Genomic DNA, 18,214 nt, shown 5'->3' with positions numbered 1-18,214 from the left:
CTGCGGCGTCAGACGGCGAGCTGGTCATTGCGCTTCAGCCAGCGGAAGTAGAAGGAGGTGAACACGGTCAGGATCGACAGCAGCAGTACGCCGTACGCGGCGGACTGGGCGAAGTCGCGCGGCTGCTGTCCGAAGCCGAGGAAGTAGGCCCAGGTCACGAGGATCTGGGCGTCCGGGGCGCCGGTCGGGCCGAACAGCAGGAAGATGATGGCGAACTGGTTGAAGGTCCAGATCACACCGAGCAGGACGACGGTGGAGCTGACCGAGCGCAGTCCGGGCAGGGTGACGTGCCGGAAGCGCTGCCAGGCGCTCGCGCCGTCCATCTCTGCCGCCTCGTAGAGCGAGGAGTCGATGGACTGCAGTCCGCCGAGCAGCGAGAGCATCATGAACGGCACACCGCACCAGGTGTTGACCATGATCGCGGCGAACCGCTGCCAGAAGGTGTCCTCCAGCCACTGCGGCTGGGGCAGGTGCAGGGCGCCGAGGACCTGGTTGAGCACGCCGGAGTCGGCCAGCATGATCCGCCAGGAGAAGACGGTGACGAAGGTGGGCACCGCCCAGGGCAGTACGAGCAGCAGCCGGTAGAAGGTGCGGCCGCGCAGCTTCTGGTCCAGCATCATCGCGAGGCCGAGCCCGATGACGTAGTGCAGGGTGACGCAGGCGACGGTCCAGAACACGGTCCACAGGAAGTGCGACCAGAAGCGGTCGTAGGCCGTGGGGCCGAAGAGGATGTCCTGGTAGTTGTCCAGCCCGATGAACTTGTAGGTGGCGTCGATGTGGTTGACGCCGATGGTGCGCGCCGAGTTGAGGCTGTTGGCGTCGGTGAGGGTCAGGTAGACGCCCCGCACCAGCGGGTAGCCCACGAGGATGCCGAGCACGACGACCACGGGCGCGATCATCGCGTACGCGTACCAGTACCTCTGGTAGCCGTTCTTCAGGCGCTGCCCGAGACCGGGCCGGGGCGGCCGCTCACCGCTGCGCCGGCCGGTCGCGCGGTCGATGGCGACTGTCATGGTGCGACACCTTCTACAAGTTCGGGGGCGGGCTGGTCACAGGCCGGTGGCCGCCGGGTTCCCCTCATCCCCCACGGCGGGGGGAACCCGGCGGCCACACGGGCTCACTTGCTGAAGTCGGGCACCAGCTTGGCGATGGCCAGCTCGGCGTTGCTCAGGCCCTTGTCCAGCGGCTCCTTGCCCCCGGCCACCTTGGGCAGCTCGGTGTCCAGCGGGCCCCACAGGGAGCTGTACTCCGGAAGCGCCGGGCGGGGCTGGGCGGCGGAGAGCACACCCTGGTAGCCGGCGATGCCGGGGTCGGCCTTGACCTGGGAGGTGTAGGCGTCGCCGCGGGTCGGCAGCGTGGAGTTCTTCAGCGCGATGGTCTCCTGGGACTTCGCCGAGGTCATGAACTTCACGAACTTCAGGGCGGCTTCCTGGTGGGCCTTGTCCGAGCCGGCGTAGACCGAGAGGTTGTGGCCGCCGGTCGGGGCGCCGGCCTTGCCGGCCGAGCCGGCCGGGACGGTGGCGATACCGAGGTTGGACTTGTCCTTGAAGGCCGAGCCCTTGTAGAAGTTCGTGATCTCCCAGGGGCCCTGGATGATCGAGGCGACCTTGCCGTTGACGAACGCGTCCTGGATGTGGGCGTAGGCGTCCGCGGTGGTGTCCGCCTTGTGCAGGCCCTTGCCGGAGAACGTGCTCAGCCAGGTGCCGTACGCCTTCTTCGCCGGGGCGGAGGCGACGGTGATCTTCTTGCCGGCGGCGTCGACGGTGTCGGTGCCCTCGCCGTAGAGGAAGCACTGGGCGTAGTAGGCCTGGGTGGAGCCCCAGTAGCCGTCGACCTTCGCCTTGTCCGTGACCTTGGCGGCGTCGGCCTTCAGCTCGTCCCAGGTCTTGGGGGCCTCGGTGATGCCGGCCTTCTTGAACAGGGCCTTGTTGTAGACGAACGCGAGGGTGTCGGTGACCAGCGGCACGCCGTAGGTCTTGCCCTCGTACTGGGCCTGCTTGATCAGGTTGGGCTGGAACTTGTCCTGCTCGGCCAGGGCCTCGGTGCCGTCCAGCGGCAGGAAGAAGCCCTTCTTGGCGAAGGACGGGGTCCAGCCGACCTCGGACCGCAGGATGTCCGGCGCGCCCTTGGAGCCGGCGGCGGTGTCGAACTTGTTCTGCGCCTGGTCGAAGGGCACGTTGACGTACTTGACCTTGATGTTCTTGTTGGCGGCCTGGAACTGCTCGACCAGGGCCTTGTACGTCGGCGCCTCATTGGTGGCGTTGGAGGTGTCCCACCAGGTGAGGGTCACCGGGCCGTTCGACTTGCTGTCGCCGTCGTCGCTCCCGCCGCACGCCGTCGCCGTGAGGGCGAGGGACGCCACGAGCGCGGAGGCCGCTATGCCACGCCGCATGAGTTCTCCTTGAGGGTGAAAAGCCCGAGATTGCAGGGACGGCCCCGTCTGCCGCCTCCCGCGTCGTGCCGACTGCGCCATTGCCGCGGCCGGGCGACTCGGAACGTAACAGCGATGTAAGCCCTGCGAAAGACCTTGCAGAAAAAAAGTGCAAGAAACCGGCCGGGTTACCGTGTCGTGACCTGCGCCAGACCTTGTCGAAATACTGGCCTACCGCCGGTAGACGGGTTGACGGACACTTGTGCAAGACTCTGCAAGCTCTTGCCGCGGGGGGCCGCCGCCGGGATCATCCCCTTGCGGCCGTGCGCCGGGCGGACCGTCCGGCGGGCACGAGCGACCACATATTCATGAGGGGCGAGGAACGCGATGACGCGGCAATCCACGGCGGGCCGTTCGGCCGCCCGCGCACGGCGTCCCGCCGGTGCGCCGGGCACGGTGCGGCCGGTACAGTCCACAGGCGTGACCACACGGCTTGCGGACATCGCTGCGCAGGCGGGGGTGAGCGAAGCGACCGTCAGCCGGGTCCTCAACGGGAAGCCGGGCGTCGCAGCCACCACCCGCCAGTCCGTCCTGGCCGCGCTGGACGTGCTCGGCTACGAGCGTCCGGTACGGCTCCGCCACCGCAGCGAGGGCCTGGTGGGCCTGATCATCCCCGAGCTGGAGAACCCGATCTTCCCGGCGCTGGCCCAGGTCATCGGCCAGGCGCTGACCGGACAGGGCTACACCCCGGTGCTGGCCACCCAGACCCCGGGCGGCTCCACCGAGGACGAGCTGACCGAGATGCTGGTGGACCGGGGGGTGGCCGGGATCATCTACGTCTCCGGGCTGCACGCCGACACCACCGCCGACATGCAGCGCTACGAGCGACTGCGCGCCCAGGGCGTGCCGTTCGTGCTGGTGGACGGGTTCTCGCCAAGGGTGCAGGCACCTTTCATCTCCCCCGACGACCGCGCCGCCACCACACTGGCGGTCACACATCTGGTGTCGCTGGGCCACACCCGGATCGGGCTGGCCCTCGGGCCGAAGCGGTTCGTGCCGGTGCAGCGCAAGATCGAGGGTTTCGTCCGCGCGATGCAGGACCAGCTCGGACTGGCCGCCGACCTGGTCGCCGAGGAGCTGGTGCAGCACTCGCTGTACACCCTGGAGGGCGGGCAGGCGGCGGCCACCGCGCTCATCGAGCGCCGGTGCACGGCCATAGTGTGCGCCAGCGACATGATGGCGCTCGGCGCCATACGGGCCGCCCGCCAGCTCGGCCTCGAGGTACCGCGCGACGTGTCGGTGGTCGGCTTCGACGACTCGCCGCTGATCGCTTTCACCGACCCGCCGCTGACCACCGTCCGCAAGCCCGTCCCGGCCATGGGCCAGGCGGCGGTGCGCACGCTGCTGGAGGAGATCGGCGGGACGCCCGCCCCGCACAGCGAGTTCGTCTTCATGCCGGAGCTGGTCGTGCGCGGCTCCACCGCCTCGGCGCCCGGCGAGCGTTCGCGGGGCTGAGCCCCCGCCCGCCAGGGGCTCTCACGCAGAACATGCGCGAGGGCACCGGCCTTGGGATGATCTGTCGAGCACGCCGTGTCTGGCAGACTTGGTAGCTATGAGTGACTCGACCGTCACAGGCCCGTACGGCCACCGCGAGGAGGTGGCCGTACCGCGGACCGTCACGGGCCGGAGCGCCGGCGGGGCGCGGGCCCTGCGCGAGCGGGTCCGCGTTCCCCGGCGCCCCCGGCTGTGGTTCGAGATCCTGCTGATCGGCGCGAGTTACTGGACGTACTCGCTCATCCGCAACGCCGTCCCGGAGCAGAAGCGCGAGGCGCTGCGCAACGCCGACGCGGTGTGGTGGCTGGAGCACCGGCTGGGCATCGCCGTGGAGGCGTCCGTCAACCACGCCGCCGACTCGGTGGGTTGGCTGATCATCGGCATGAACTACTACTACGCCACTCTGCACTTCGCGATCACCATCGGGGTGCTGGTGTGGCTCTACCGATGGCATCCCGGGCGCTACGCCCCCGTCAGGCTGGTGCTGTTCGCCACCACGGGCGTGGCCCTCGCCGGGTACTACCTCTTCCCGCTCGCCCCGCCCCGGCTCATGCGCGGCGGCCACTTCGTCGACACCGTGATGGTGCACCGGACGTGGGGCTCCATGGCGTCCGGCGACCTCAAGCACATGTCCAACCAGTACGCCGCGATGCCGTCCATGCACATCGGATGGTCGCTGTGGTGCGGTCTGACCGTGTTCGCGCTGGCCTCCGTGCCGTGGGTCCGGGTGCTGGGGCTCGCCTACCCGGCGCTGACGCTGCTGGTCATCGTGTCCACGGCCAACCACTTCTGGCTGGACGCCGTGGGCGGGACGCTGTGCCTCGCCTTCGGGGTGGGTACGGCCCGCCTCTGGTACGGGCGATGGCCGCAGGCTCCCGCCGCCGTACTGGTTCAGCCGGTGTAGAAGAGCTCGTCCACGACCGTCCGGGCCCGGCGGGCGGTGCGGCGGTACGCGTCCAGCATGTCGCCGGCCCGGCCCTCGCCGTAGCCCAGGTAGCGCCCCACCGCGGCCAGCTCGCGCGGCTCGGTGGGGAAGGTGTCGCCCGCCCTGCCCCGGACCAGCATCACCGCGTTGCGGACCCGGCTGGCCAGCACCCACGCCTCGTCCAGCACGGCCGCGTCCTCGGCGCCGATCAGGCCGGCTCCGCGGGCCGCCTCCAGTGCCTCGCGCGTCCTCGGGGTGCGCAGGCCCGGCACCTCCCAGGCGTGCCGGAGCTGGAACAACTGGACCGTCCACTCCACGTCGGACAGGCCGCCGGGGCCCAGCTTGGTGTGCAGCTTGGGGTCGGCGCCGCGCGGCAGCCGCTCCGACTCCATCCGGGCCTTGAGCCGGCGGATCTCGCGCACCGCGTCGTCGTCGAGGCCGCGGGCCGGGTAGCGCAGCGGGTCGATCAGCGCCGTGAAGCGGCGGCCCAGGTCCTCGTCCCCCGCCACCGGCTCCGCCCGCAGCAGCGCCTGCGACTCCCAGCCCAGGGACCACCTGCGGTAGTACGCCTCGTACGACTTCAGGGTGCGCACCAGCGGGCCGGACTTGCCTTCCGGGCGCAGGTCGGCGTCGATCAGCAGGGGCGGGTCGGCGCTGGGGAGCTGGAGCAGGCGGCGCATCTCGGCCACCACCTTGCCGGCGGCCTTCGCGGCCTCCTGTTCGTCCACGCCCTCGCGCGGCTCGTGCACGAACAGGACGTCCGCGTCGGAGCCGTAGCCGAGTTCGTGGCCGCCGAACCTGCCCATGCCGATGATGGCGAACCTGGTCGGGAGGGTGTCGCCCCAGGTCTCGCGGACCACGGCGCGGAGGGTTCCGGCGAGGGTGGCCGCGGTGAGGTCGGAGATCGCGGCGCCCGTGCGGTCCAGGAGGACGCCCTCGTCGGATTCCGCCGGGATGGTCTCCGTGCCGTAGGAGCCGACGATGTCCGCCGCCGCGGTGCGGAAGAGCTCTCGGCGCCGCACGCCGCGGGCGGCCGTCACGCCCTGCTCCGCGTTCTCCGCGCGGTTCACCGCCGCGGTGATCTCCTGTTCCAGCTGGGCCCTGCCCCGGGGCTCCAGGCCGCCGGCGTCGCCGTCGCCGAGGAGGGCGACGGCCTCGGGGGCGCGGAGGAGGAGGTCGGGGGCGAGGCGGCCGGCCGAGAGGACCCTCGCCAGGTTCTCCGCCGCCGCGCCCTCGTCCCTCAGCAGGCGGAGGTACCAGGGGGTCTTGCCGAGGGCGTCCGAGACCTTGCGGAAGTTCAGGAGGCCGGCGTCGGGATCGGCCGAGTCCGCGAACCAGCCGAGGAGGACGGGCAGGAGGGTGCGCTGGATGGCCGCCTTGCGGGTCACCCCGGAGGCCAGTGCCTCCAGGTGGCGGAGGGCGGCCGCGGGGTCGGCGTAACCGAGGGCCACCAGGCGTTCCCTGGCGGCTTCGGCGCTCAGCCTCGTCTCGCCGGGGGCCAGTTGGGCCACGGCGTCCAGGAGGGGGCGGTAGAAGATCTTCTCGTGCAGTCGGCGGACCACTCCCGTGTGGCGTCTCCATTCCCGGCGCAGGCCCGCCACCGGCTCCGTGCGGAGACCGAGCGAGCGGCCCAGGCGGCGGAGGTCCTCCTCGGCTTCGGGGACGAGGTGGGTGCGGCGCAGCTGGAACAGCTGGATGCGGTGTTCCAGTTCGCGGAGGAAGCGGTACGCCTCGTCGAGGCGGGCGGCGTCCTCCCGGCCCACGTAGCCGCCCGCTGCCAGGGCCTGCAGGGCCTTCAGGGTGGTGCCGCTGCGCAGGGCCTGGTCCGTGCGGCCGTGGACCAGCTGGAGGAGCTGGACCGCGAACTCGACGTCCCGCAGGCCGCCCGGGCCGAGTTTCAGCTCCCTGTCGACCTCCGCCGGGGGGATGTTCTCCACCACCCTGCGGCGCATCTTCTGCACGTCCGTGACGAAGTTCTCCCGGTCGGCCGCCTGCCAGACCAGGGGGGTCAGGGCGGCGGTGTACGCCTCGCCCAGTTCCCTGTCCCCCGCCACCGGTCGGGCCTTCAGCAGTGCCTGGAACTCCCAGGTCTTCGCCCAGCGCTGGTAGTAGGCGAGGTGGCTGCTCAGGGTGCGGACGAGGGGGCCGTTGCGGCCTTCCGGGCGGAGGTTCGCGTCCACCGGCCAGATCGAGCCCTCGATCGTGGTTTCCGAGCAGACGCGCATCATGCGGGAGGCGAGTCGGGTGGCCGCCTTCAGGGCCTTCGTCTCGTCCGCGCCCTGGGCGGGCTCCGCCACGAAGATCACGTCCACGTCGGAGACGTAGTTCAGTTCGTGGCCGCCGCACTTGCCCATGGCGATCACCGCCAGGCGGCAGGCACGGGCGTCCTGGGGGGCTTCGGCCTCCGCCATGGCCAGGGCTGCGCGGAGGGTGGCCGTCGCCAGGTCCGCCAGTTCCGCGGCGGTCTGGGTCACGTCCGTGGTGCCGCAGACGTCCCTCGCGGCGATGGAGAGCAGGCAGCGGCGGTACGCGATCCTCAGTTCCACCGGGTCCGACGCGTCCGCCAGGCCGCGTTCGAAATCCGTCACTCCCGGGTGCAGGTCCCTCGGTTCGTAGGTGACCAGTTCCTGCCAGTCGTGGGGGTGGCGGGCCAGGTGGTCCGCCAGGGCCGCTGAGGCGCCCAGCACGCCCAGGAGGCGGTCGCGCAGGGGTTTCGCCGCGATCAGCGTGTCCAGGAGTTCCCGGTGGTCCGTGGGGGCCGGCTGGGCCTCCAGCAGCCTCACCAGGCCGCGCAGGGCCAGGTCCGGGTCCGCCGTCGCGCCCAGCGCCTCCAGGAGGACCGGGTCCGCCCTCACCGGGGCCAGCTCGGGGCTGTCCAGCAGGCGTTCCGCTCCCGAGGGGTCCGTGAAGCCGTGCCGAAGCAGTCTGGTGAACGTACTGCTCCTGCGCCCCGGCGTCATCCGCGGCCTCCCCTCGTGATCGAGACGGTCCTGGCCAGAGCCTAACCGTGCCACCGCCCCGACCTCGTGCGGCATCGGCCTCGCGTCGCCCGCGGGCCCGCCCCCGCGTCGTGCGGCAGAGGCTCCGCGTCTCCCGTGGCTCGCCCCCGCGTCGTGCCGCGTCGGTCTCGCTTCGCCCGTGCTTCGCCCTCGCGTCGTCGTGGGTCGGGGCCGCGCCGGGGGGTGTCCGCCCTCGGTCCGGCGACTTCTGTTTCTCCGACTCTCCGAACTTGCCTCATCGCCGGCCGCTGCGGGCGGACACCCCCCGCCACGTCCCCTTGCCGCCGTTTGCGGGTGCGGCTTCGTGAGGTGTGCTCAGAGGTCGTCCGGCAGGACTCGGGGGGCCCAGAGGCAGTGAGACGCGAGGGGGCCGACAGTCGGCGACCGTCGGCCCCATCCGGCGAATCTGGGGTAAATCCGCTCTGACCTGGGCCTACAGCACCGGCAGGTTCTTCCGCAGCTCGAACGCCGTCACCTCGGAGCGGTACTCCTCCCACTCGCTCTTCTTGTTGCGCAGGAAGAAGTCGAAGACGTGTTCGCCCAGGGTTTCGGCCACCAGGTCGCTGCGTTGCATCAGGGTGAGGGCCTCGCCCAGGTTCTGGGGCAGCGGTTCGATGCCCATGGCGCGGCGTTCCGCGTCGGAGAGGGCCCAGACGTCGTCCTCGGCGCCCGGGGGGAGTTCGTAGCCCTCCTCGATGCCCTTGAGGCCGGCGGCCAGGAGGACGGCGTAGGCGAGGTAGGGGTTGGCGCCGGAGTCGAGGGAGCGGACCTCCACGCGGGCCGAGCCGGTCTTGCCGGGCTTGTACATCGGGACGCGGACCAGCGCCGAGCGGTTGTTGTGGCCCCAGCAGATGTACGAGGGGGCCTCGCCGCCCGCGCCCGCCGTGCGCTCCGAGCCGCCCCAGATGCGCTTGTAGGAGTTGACCCACTGGTTGGTCACCGCGGAGATCTCCGCCGCGTGCCGCAGCAGGCCCGCGATGAAGGAGCGGCCGACCTTGGAGAGCTGGTACTCCGAGCCGGACTCGTAGAACGCGTTGCGGTCGCCCTCGAAGAGGGAGAGGTGGGTGTGCATGCCCGAGCCGGGGAACTCCGAGAACGGCTTCGGCATGAAGGTCGCCTGGACCCCCTGCTCCAGCGCGACCTGCTTCATGACCAGGCGGAACGTCATGATGTTGTCGGCCGTGGAGAGCGCGTCGGCGTAGCGCAGGTCGATCTCCTGCTGGCCGGGGCCGCCCTCGTGGTGGGAGAACTCCACCGAGATGCCCATCGACTCCAGCATGGTGATCGCCTGGCGGCGGAAGTCCATGCCGACGTTCTGCGGGGTGTGGTCGAAGTAGCCGGAGTTGTCCGCCGGGGTCGGCCGGCTGCCGTCCGTCGGCTTGTTCTTCAGCAGGAAGAACTCGATCTCCGGGTGGGTGTAGAAGGTGAAGCCCAGGTCGGAGGTGCGGGCCAGCGCGCGCTTGAGGACGTAGCGCGGGTCGGCGAAGGACGGGGAGCCGTCCGGCATCAGGATGTCGCAGAACATGCGGGCCGTGCCGGGAGCCTCGGCGCGCCAGGGCAGGACCTGGAACGTGGACGGGTCAGGCTTGGCGATCATGTCGGACTCGTAGACGCGGGCGAAGCCCTCGATGGCCGAGCCGTCGAAGCCGATACCCTCGTCGAACGCCTGCTCGAGCTCGGCGGGGGCCACGGCGACGGACTTGAGGAAGCCCAGCACGTCCGTGAACCACAGGCGTACGAACCGGATGTCGCGCTCCTCCAAGGTCCGGAGTACGAACTCCTGCTGCTTGTCCATCTTCCGCTTCCCCATCCTTGCTGGTCAGGCCGCCTGTCCGTGGTGCGACGGGAGGCGGTCGGCACCTGAGCATCCCACCACATCCGCGTTTCGCGCGCGTTGCGGAGCTTGATCGGCCGGACGTCTGCGGACCGAACGTTCCGCCTGCGGCGGACCCACCGTCCTGCCGACCATCTTGCATGTTCCCAGGGCCGCCCGTCATGGCCGCGGCCGTCGGCGGGCCCGCAGGTGTGGATTATCCGGTTGTCGCACATCGCTCCCCCGCGCTCCACCCCTCCCATTACGATCAGCGGGCCCCGAGACAGCTCCGCGGAAGGACACGCCCCATGGGTTCCGATCAGCACAGTCCCGCCTCTCCGCGCGCCGCGCGCATAGAGGAGATGCGGCGCGCCGAGCGGGCCCGCGCCCGCCGCAACCGGGTGCTGGCGATCGCCGCGAGCGTGGTGGTCGTCGCCGGGCTGGCCGTGGGCGGGGTGGTGCTGGTGCGCGCCCAGTCGGACTCGGGCAGCGACCGGGACACGGCCGCGAGCGGGGACGCCAAGGGCGGCTCCGGGCACTTCACCACCGGCGCGGACGGGGTGCGCACCTGGTCCGGCAAGCTGTCGCGGACCCACGTCACCACCAAGGTGACGTACCCGATGCATCCGCCGGTCGGCGGGAACCACAACCCGGTCTGGCTCGACTGCGACGGCCACGTCTACAAGGAGCCGGTGCGGGACGAGAACGCGGTGCACGCGCTGGAGCACGGCGCGGTCTGGGTGACGTACACCGGCAAGGCGAGGAAGGCGGACGTGGACGCGCTGGCGGCCAAGGTGAAGCGGACGCCGTACTCGCTGATGAGCCCGTACGCGGACCAGGACGCGCCGCTGATCCTGTCGGCGTGGGGTCACCAGGTGAGCGTCAGGAGCGCGTCCGACCCGGAGGTCGACAAGTTCTTCGCCGCCTATGTGCAGGGCGAGCAGACCCCGGAGCCGGGCGCCCCCTGCACCGGCGGGGTCATGAAGTGAGGCGCGGGTACGCCGGGGCGGCGGCCGGTGCCGCCCTGCTGGCCGTGGTCGCGGCGGGGGCCGGGGGGTACGCGGCCGGCGAGCGCGGTTCCCCGGTCGTGACGGTGCCCGGCGCGGAGTCGGCGGACGCGGGGTTCGCGCGGGACATGGCCGTGCACCACCAGCAGGCCGTGGAGATGTCGTATCTCGTGCGCGACCGCACCGACGACGAGGAGGTGCGGCGGCTCGCCTACGACATCGCGCAGACCCAGGCCAACCAGCGCGGGATGCTGCTGGGCTGGCTGGACCTGTGGGGACTGCCGAAGGTGTCCGCCGAGCCGCCGATGACCTGGATGGGCATGGGGGACATGCCGCCGGGTCAGGACGGTGCGCTGATGCCGGGCATGGCGACCAACTCCGATCTGCGCAAGCTGGGTTCGCTGAAGGGGCGCGCGGCGGAGGTTTTCTACCTGCAGCTCATGACGGAGCACCACAAGGGCGGGGTGCACATGGCCGAGGGGTGCGCGGCCCGGTGCGCGGCGGGGCCGGAACAGCGGCTCGCGCGGGGGATGGCGGACGCCCAGCGGTCCGAGATCCAGCTGATGGCGGACATGCTCAAGAAACGGGGCGCACGCGCCCGTTCATGAGAACTCCGGATCAAGTCCGCTCTTTTCCTGGTTACTTGAGACTCTCTTGACCTTTTGCTTCCCCTGACATGAACGGTTCATCGGCAAGAGTGGCCCCCATCGTGCGATCTCCACGCCGGTCGACACCGCCGCTTCACCGGCGCGCATCCGCGACGTACCGACCACGACATGCATGCGAAACGCATCGCAGGGGGTTCTATGAGATCCAACCGCGCCAAGACGCGCGCCGGTGTGAGCATGGCGGCGACGCTGCCGATGATCGCCGGAGCGCTGGCGCTCGGCATACCCGCGGCCCATGCGGACGGCCCGGCGCGCAACGCGCTGACCGGCACCCGCCCGCTGTGGGCCACGGCGAAGGCCGACAAGGGCGCCGCCGCCGGCAACGCCCGCGTCGACGCCCGCGTCTACTTGGCCGGACGGGACGCGGCCGGGCTGGCGGCCTACGCCAAGGCCGTCTCCGACCCGGCGTCGCCGCTGTACGGCAAGCACCTCAGCGCCAAGCAGGCGCAGGCCCGCTTCGGGGCCACCAAGGCCCAGGTGAGCGCCGTCAAGTCCTGGCTGAGGTCGGCCGGTCTGACGGTCACCGGGGTCACCGCGCACTACGTCGCCGTCTCCGGTGACGTGACCGCCGCCGAGAAGGCTTTCGGCACCCGGCTCCACAACTACGCCAAGGGCAAGCACACTTATCGCGCCCCGGCGAAGACCGCGTCCGCGCCCGCCTCGCTCAGGGGCGCCGTGCTCACCGTGTCCGGCCTGGACAACGCGCCGCACAAGTCGAACCACGACGAGCAGCTCCCGCCGCCGGACGCGGTGTTCAAGAACGCCGGTCCGTTCTCGAGCTACTTCGGCTCGAACATCGCGCGCAGCCTGCCGGACGCGTACGGCCACAAGATCCCGTACGCGATCCGGGGTTACACCGGCAAGCAGCTCCGCGCGGCCTACGGCGCGGGCAAGTACACCGGCAAGCACGTGCGCATCGCCATCACGGACGCCTACGCCTCGCCGACCATCGCCTTCGACGCGGGCTCCTACGCCAAGAAGCACGGCGACGCGGCGTGGAGGACCGGCCAGCTCCACCAGGTGCTGCCGGCCGACTACACCAAGACCGAGGAGTGCGGGGCGTCCGGCTGGTACGGCGAGGAGACCCTCGACGTGGAGTCCGTGCACGCGGTCGCGCCGAACGCGGACGTCACCTACGTGGGCGCCGCGTCCTGCTACGACGACGACCTGCTGGACTCGCTGAGCAAGGTGGTCGACAACCACCTGGCCGACATCGTCTCCAACTCCTGGGGCGACGTGGAGGGCAACCAGACGCCCGACCTGGCCGCCGCCTACGACCAGGTGTTCCAGTTCGGCGCGGTGCAGGGCATCGGCTTCTACTTCTCCTCCGGCGACGACGGCGACCAGGCCGCCGCGTCGGGCGTGAAGCAGGTCGACACCCCCGCCAACTCGGCCTGGGTGACGGCGGTCGGCGGTACCTCGCTGGCGGTCGGCAAGGGTGACGCGTACCAGTGGGAGACCGGCTGGGGCACCCAGAAGGCCACCCTGTCGGCCGACGGCAAGAGCTGGGACGCCTTCCCCGGCGCCTTCACCTCGGGCGCGGGCGGCGGCACCAGCAGGACCGTGCCGCAGCCGTACTACCAGCAGGGCGTCGTCCCGAAGAAGCTGGCCACGGCCAACAACAAGGCCGCCAACCGCGTCGTCCCGGACATCGCGGCCATCGCCGACCCGAACACCGGCTTCCTGGTCGGCCAGACCCAGACCTTCCCGGACGGGACCCAGCGCTACAGCGAGTACCGCATCGGCGGCACCTCGCTGGCCGCGCCGGTGATCGCGGCCGTGCAGGCCCTGGCGCAGGAGGCGCGCGGCGGCAAGGCGATCGGCTTCGCCAACCCGTCGATCTACCAGCGGTACGGCAAGAAGGGCGTCTTCCACGACGTCACCGACAACCCGACGGGCTCCGGCCTGGCGGTGGCCCGTACCGACTTCGTGAACGGTCTGGACGCCTCGGGCGGCCTGGCCACCTCGGTCCGCAGCCTCGGCAAGGACAGCTCGCTGCACGCGGTCAAGGGCTACGACGACGTCACCGGCGTGGGCTCGCCCGCGAACGGCTACGTCCAGTCGTACAAGGGCCACTGACCGGCAGTAGCCGATGAGGGGGGCGTGGGGTGTCGGACACCTCACGCCCCCTATCGCGTCTGAGTGACGATTACACTGGCCAGGTGCCTCAACTTCGTCTCGCCCTGAATCAGATCGATGCCCGGGTCGGCGACATCGCCGGCAACACCGAGTCCGTCGTCCGCCGGGTCCGGCGGTCGGCCGAGGCGGGAGCGCATCTGGTCGCGTTCCCGGAGATGGTGCTGACCGGCTATCCCGTGGAGGACCTCGCCCTGCGCTCGTCCTTCGTCGAAGCCTCCCGCGCCGCCGTGCGCACACTGGCCGCCCGGCTGGCCGAGGAGGGGCTCGGCGAGGTGCCGGTGGTCGTCGGCCACCTCGACCGCTCGGCGACCGCGCAGCCGAGGTACGGCCAGCCGGCCGGCGCCCCGCAGAACGCGGCGGCCGTGCTGTACCGCGGCGAGGTGGCCCTCACCTTCGCCAAGCACCACCTGCCGAACTACGGCGTCTTCGACGAGTTCCGCTACTTCGTGCCCGGCGACACCATGCCGGTGATCCGGGTGCGCGGGGTGGACGTGGCGCTCGCCATCTGCGAGGACCTCTGGCAGGACGGCGGCCGCGTCCCCGCCGCCCGCTCGGCCCACGCGGGCCTGCTGCTCTCGGTGAACGCCTCGCCCTACGAGCGGGACAAGGACGACACCCGCCTGGAGCTGGTCCGCAGGCGGGCCCGGGAGGCGGGCTGCACCACGGCCTATCTGGCCATGACCGGCGGCCAGGACGAGCTGGTCTTCGACGGCGACTCGATCGTGGTCGGCGCGGACGGCGAGGTGATCGCGCGGGCGCCTCAGTTCGAGGAGACCTGTCTGCTGCTGGACCTGGACCTGCCCGCCGCCGACCCCGACGCGCCGGCCGGTGTCGTGGACGACGGTCTGCGGATCGACCGCGTGGTCCTCTCCCCCGAGCCCGTGCCGCCGTACGAGCCGGAGCACCCCGGCGGCTGCGCGGAGCGGCTGGACGACGACGCGGAAGTCTACGGGGCGCTGGTGACGGGCCTGCGGGCGTACGTCACCAAGAACGGCTTCCGCTCGGTGCTGATCGGGCTGTCCGGCGGCATCGACTCGGCGCTGGTGGCCGCGATCGCGTGCGACGCGGTGGGCGCGGAGAACGTGTACGGGATCTCGATGCCGTCCGCGTACTCCTCCGAGCACTCCCGGAGCGACGCGGCCGAGCTGGGCCGGCGGACCGGGCTGCACTTCCGCACGGTGTCGATCGAGCCGATGTTCGACGCCTACATGGGCGCACTGGGTCTGACCGGGCTGGCGGAGGAGAATCTCCAGTCCCGGCTGCGCGGCACGCTGCTGATGGCGGTGTCCAACCAGGAGGGCCAGCTCGTGCTGGCTCCGGGCAACAAGTCCGAGCTGGCGGTGGGGTACTCGACCCTGTACGGCGACTCGGTCGGCGCGTACGGCCCGATCAAGGACGTCTACAAGTCCTCGGTGTTCCGGCTCGCCCGCTACCGCAACCGCGCGGCCGAGGAGCGCGGCGAGACCCCGCCGATCCCGGAGAACTCCATCAGCAAGCCCCCCAGCGCCGAGCTGCGTCCCGGCCAGGTCGACACCGACTCCCTCCCGGACTACCCGGTCCTCGACGCGATCCTCGACCTCTACGTCGACCGCGACCAGGGCGCCGACGCGATCGTGGCGGCGGGCTTCGACCGTGACCTGGTCGTCCGGATCCTCCGCATGGTCGACACCGCGGAGTACAAGCGGCGGCAGTACCCGCCGGGCACGAAGATCTCTCCGAAGGGGTTCGGGAAGGACCGGCGGCTGCCGATCACGAACGGGTGGCGGGAGCGGGCGTAGCTATTCCGTGCGGGCGCGCAGGGCGGTGTCCAGCAGGCGGGTCAGCTCCCCCACCCGTCCGCCGCCGTCGGGGGCGGACGGGTAGCGTCCGAGCACGTCGATGACTTCGGGTGCCGCCCGCCGCACCGTCCGTTCGAGGTGGCCGGCCGCGCTCTCGCCGGTGGCCAGCTCGGCCGCCCTCGCCGCATGGGCCCCGGCGCCGAGGATGTGCTTGACCTGGGTGGCCTCGGCCAGCGGATGCAGATAGGCGGCCCCGGCCGCGGCCATCGCCGCCCGCGCGGCCTCCCTCGCGGCCTCCGTGTGGGCCGTCCGCGCCGCCTTGAGCGCCGCCCACGCGGTGTCGCGCAGCACCTTCCCCCGCTTCCCGCCGCGCGCGAACACCCACGCGGCTTCGACGGCATCCCGGGGGCGCGAGTCCTCGGGCTGTTCGGCCTCGAAGACCGTCAGCACGGTCTCGGCGGAGCCCGCTGCGAACGCGGCGACCGCCCGCAGATCCTCCGTGCTCAACGCGATCCCGGCGCTCATCGCCCCTCTTCCGGGGCGGACCGCCGGTCGGCGAGGCGGTCCTGATCCGCCGCGTTCCCGGTTCGGGCCTCGGTACGGCGCCCGCGTTCCAGGTAGTCGCGGACGATCAGCTCGACCGCGTCCTGCGGACTCCTGGTACCGGCCATCAGCATGACCTCGATGGCCAGATCGGCGTCCAGACTGACGGTGACTCTCGCCATTTCCCCTCCTGAACAGGCTCCCTTGAGCAGCGTAACCGGATCGGGCCTCGTCGTCGGCGCTCATGCGACAGGTGCGGGGGTGTGGGTACCGGTGGCGCCTCGGGCGAGTGCTCGCCGTGCTCGTGCCAGTCGGCCGATCGCCTCCGTCAGCCGGCCGGGAGGGAGGGTGTAGGGCAGCCGGACGTTGCGTTCGAACGCGCCGCCGATGCCGAAGCGCGGTCCGGCGGCGACGGTCACTCCGTGGTCCGGCGCGATCGCCGCCAGCCGTGAGCTGATGGGCTCCGGGAAGGCCGCCCACAGGGTGAAGCCGCCGTCGGGCCGGCGGGTCTGGACCTCCGGCAGGTGCTCGGCGAGTGCTTCGCACAGCGCGTCGCGTTGGGATCGCAGTTGCCGGAGTGTGCCGGGGCGCCGGGTCTGGTGCTCGTTCAGGAGCACTGCGGTGGCCAGCTGTTCGACGACGGGGGTGCCGAGGTCCGTGGCGTTGCGGGTCTGCTGGACGCGTTCGAGGAGAGACGGGGTCGCCCGGATCCAGCCGATGCGCAGGCCGCCCCAGATGCTCTTGGAGACCGAGCCGACGCTGATCGCCGTCGGCATGTGCAGCGCGAAGGGTTCCGGGTCCGTTCCTTCCAGGGCCAGGTCGGTCATGGTCTCGTCGACGATCGTGGGGCAGGTGAGCCGGAGTCCGGCGCGCACGCCCGTCGGCATGCACAGCCCTGTCGGATTGTGGAAGTCAGGGATCAGGTAGGCGAGGTTCGCCCCGCGGGCCGCTTCCCGGAGCTGTGCCGTGTCCCAGCCCGAAGGCGTCAGGGCGACCGCCAGCAGCCGGGCGCGGGCCTCGGTGAACGTACTGATCGCGTGCGGGTAGGTCGGATGGTCGATCAGGACCCGGTCGCGCGGGGACAGCAGGGTGCGCGCGAGCAGGGCGAGCGCGTGCTGCGCGCCGTTGGTGATCAGGATGTGGTCGGGGGCCGTGGGCAGGGAGCGCCGCCGGTACCAGCCGGCCACCGCTTCGCGCAGTTCCGCGATGCCGTACCGGTCGTAGCCGTGCCGCTCGAAGTGGCGTGGCAGTTGTTCGAGCGCGGTCGCGAAGGCGGTGTGGAGGATCTCGACGGGCGCGGGTGGAGCGGCGAAGGACAGGTCGACGGCCGACGGGCCCGCGGTGCTCCCGCGTCGGGGCGGTGGGTCGTCGGGCAGCCGCACCGTCGCCCTGGCTCGTGCCCGGGTGGCGACGTATCGCTGCTCGACCAGCGTGCGGTACGCGGCGCCGACGGTGGTTCGGCTGGTGGAGAGCGTGGCGGCGAGGTCGCGCTCGCCCGGCAGGGCGGAGCCGAGCGGGAGGCGTCCGTCCAGGACCAGGAGCCGCAGCCTGTCGGACAGGCGCTGATGCGCCGGGCCGGGTCCCTCCTGCCAGGTCCCGAGCATGCGTGCCACCGCGTGCGCGCTCACTTTCACCGCGCCAGCATACGCAGTCTGGCTATGGAATCGAGGTCCAGATGCCAGCAGGCTCACCGCATGGCATCTCCTGCTCCCGCTTCGCACGTTTCCGTCCAGGCGCGTCATGACCCGTCTGTGCCGGCCCGGTTGAACGCGCTCGCCCAGTTCAGAGCGGGCCGCACGACACGTCGCGTCCTCCAACTGCTGGTCGGTCTGGTGGGGTACGGGGCCGCCGTGATGACGCTCGTCCGGTCCGGGCTGGGAGCGGCAAGCTGGAACGTGCTCACCGAAGGCACCGCCGGGGTGCTCGGAGTCTCGTTCGGGTGGGCGACGAACCTCATCTCCCTGGCGGTCCTTCTGGCGTGGATTCCGCTGCGGGAGTTGCCCGGTCTCGGCACGCTTCTCAACGTCGCCGCCGTCGGCTTCGCCGCGGATGCCACCGCGGCCGTCCTCCCCCGCCCGCAGGGGACTCCCGCCGAGATCGCCTACCTCGTACTCGGCCTCGTCGCGCTGGCCTTCTTCGACGCGCTCTACCTCGGTGCGCAGTTCGGGTCCGGCCCGCGCGACGGCATCATGACCGGACTCGTCCGGCTCACCCGCCTGCCCGTCGCCGTGGTGCGCACCGGCATCGACGTCGCGGTAGCCGGAGCCGGCTGGCTCATGGGCGGAACCGTCGGCGCCGGGACCGTGCTCGTCGCCCTGTGCATGGGGCCCCTCGTCGGCCTCTTCCTTCCCCGGGTGGCGGTCCGCCTCCCCGTCGCCGAGGCCGGCCGGCCCACCCTTTGAACACCCCCTACGAGA

14 protein-coding genes are annotated in these 18,214 nt (G+C 71.5%); 7 read left to right on the top strand and 7 right to left on the bottom strand.

Annotated elements, in window-relative coordinates:
- Positions 1-8 precede the first annotated feature (8 nt).
- The gene (locus ACWCV3_RS14320) at positions 9-1,013 is read right to left on the bottom strand and encodes a carbohydrate ABC transporter permease (protein ID WP_451222932.1); all 1,005 of its coding nucleotides are present in this window, start codon (positions 1,011-1,013) and stop codon (positions 9-11) included.
- Between the two features lie 104 nt (positions 1,014-1,117).
- Entirely contained in the window at positions 1,118-2,392 is a 1,275-nt protein-coding gene (locus ACWCV3_RS14315) for an extracellular solute-binding protein (protein ID WP_451222930.1), read from the bottom strand.
- A gap of 459 nt (positions 2,393-2,851) precedes the next feature.
- Here ACWCV3_RS14315 and ACWCV3_RS14310 point away from each other — a divergent pair, with 459 nt between their 5' ends.
- Together ACWCV3_RS14310 and ACWCV3_RS14305 are read left to right on the top strand one after the other, a co-directional pair.
- Positions 2,852-3,886, top strand: coding sequence for a LacI family DNA-binding transcriptional regulator (locus ACWCV3_RS14310; RefSeq protein ID WP_451222928.1), 1,035 nt, complete (start codon positions 2,852-2,854; stop codon positions 3,884-3,886).
- A 97-nt stretch (positions 3,887-3,983) separates the two neighbouring features.
- Positions 3,984-4,829 carry a phosphatase PAP2 family protein gene (locus ACWCV3_RS14305; RefSeq protein WP_451222926.1) on the top strand — a complete coding sequence of 282 codons (846 nt, stop codon included), beginning with the start codon at positions 3,984-3,986 and terminating at the stop codon, positions 4,827-4,829.
- Here the strand turns inward: ACWCV3_RS14305 and ACWCV3_RS14300 are convergent.
- Positions 4,817-7,810 carry a bifunctional [glutamine synthetase] adenylyltransferase/[glutamine synthetase]-adenylyl-L-tyrosine phosphorylase gene (locus ACWCV3_RS14300; protein WP_451222924.1) on the bottom strand — a complete coding sequence of 998 codons (2,994 nt, stop codon included), beginning with the start codon at positions 7,808-7,810 and terminating at the stop codon, positions 4,817-4,819. The genes ACWCV3_RS14305 and ACWCV3_RS14300 overlap by 13 nt on opposite strands.
- A 472-nt stretch (positions 7,811-8,282) precedes the next feature.
- Complete coding sequence (locus ACWCV3_RS14295) at positions 8,283-9,644, bottom strand: glutamine synthetase family protein (RefSeq protein ID WP_381140842.1); 1,362 nt, start codon at positions 9,642-9,644, stop codon at positions 8,283-8,285.
- Between the two features lie 326 nt (positions 9,645-9,970).
- Between ACWCV3_RS14295 and ACWCV3_RS14290 the strand changes: the two genes are divergently transcribed.
- From ACWCV3_RS14290 to ACWCV3_RS14275, 4 genes are all read left to right on the top strand, one after another.
- Positions 9,971-10,651 (top strand): DUF3105 domain-containing protein, encoded by a 681-nt coding sequence (locus ACWCV3_RS14290; RefSeq protein WP_451222921.1) that lies wholly within the window; start codon positions 9,971-9,973, stop codon positions 10,649-10,651.
- The gene (locus tag ACWCV3_RS14285) at positions 10,648-11,277 is read left to right on the top strand and encodes a DUF305 domain-containing protein (protein ID WP_451222919.1); all 630 of its coding nucleotides are present in this window, start codon (positions 10,648-10,650) and stop codon (positions 11,275-11,277) included. The genes ACWCV3_RS14290 and ACWCV3_RS14285 overlap by 4 nt, the downstream gene beginning before the upstream one ends.
- 198 nt (positions 11,278-11,475) lie before the next feature.
- Positions 11,476-13,416, top strand: coding sequence for a S53 family peptidase (locus ACWCV3_RS14280; RefSeq protein ID WP_451222917.1), 1,941 nt, complete (start codon positions 11,476-11,478; stop codon positions 13,414-13,416).
- An 83-nt stretch (positions 13,417-13,499) separates the two neighbouring features.
- Entirely contained in the window at positions 13,500-15,254 is a 1,755-nt protein-coding gene (locus ACWCV3_RS14275) for an NAD+ synthase (RefSeq protein ID WP_451222915.1), read from the top strand.
- Here ACWCV3_RS14275 and ACWCV3_RS14270 read toward each other — a convergent pair whose 3' ends face one another.
- The 3 genes from ACWCV3_RS14270 to yczR are packed head-to-tail and all read right to left on the bottom strand — an operon-like array spanning position 15,255 to position 17,431.
- Positions 15,255-15,779 carry a putative immunity protein gene (locus tag ACWCV3_RS14270; RefSeq protein WP_451222913.1) on the bottom strand — a complete coding sequence of 175 codons (525 nt, stop codon included), beginning with the start codon at positions 15,777-15,779 and terminating at the stop codon, positions 15,255-15,257. It lies immediately after the preceding gene.
- Entirely contained in the window at positions 15,776-15,979 is a 204-nt protein-coding gene (locus tag ACWCV3_RS14265; RefSeq protein WP_451222911.1) for a hypothetical protein, read from the bottom strand. Before ACWCV3_RS14265 ends, ACWCV3_RS14270 begins: the two co-directional genes overlap by 4 nt.
- A 60-nt stretch (positions 15,980-16,039) precedes the next feature.
- On the bottom strand, positions 16,040-17,431 hold the full coding sequence (gene yczR / locus ACWCV3_RS14260) for a MocR-like transcription factor YczR (protein WP_451222909.1): 1,392 nt from the start codon (positions 17,429-17,431) through the stop codon (positions 16,040-16,042).
- 117 nt (positions 17,432-17,548) lie between these two features.
- On the opposite strand from yczR, the gene yczE reads away from it, so the two are divergent.
- On the top strand, positions 17,549-18,199 hold the full coding sequence (gene yczE, locus ACWCV3_RS14255) for a membrane protein YczE (RefSeq protein ID WP_451222907.1): 651 nt from the start codon (positions 17,549-17,551) through the stop codon (positions 18,197-18,199).
- The last annotated feature ends 15 nt before the right edge of the window (positions 18,200-18,214 follow it).

This window comes from Streptomyces sp. NPDC001781, assembly GCF_053596035.1.
This window is presented reverse-complemented; position numbering and strand designations above follow the sequence as displayed.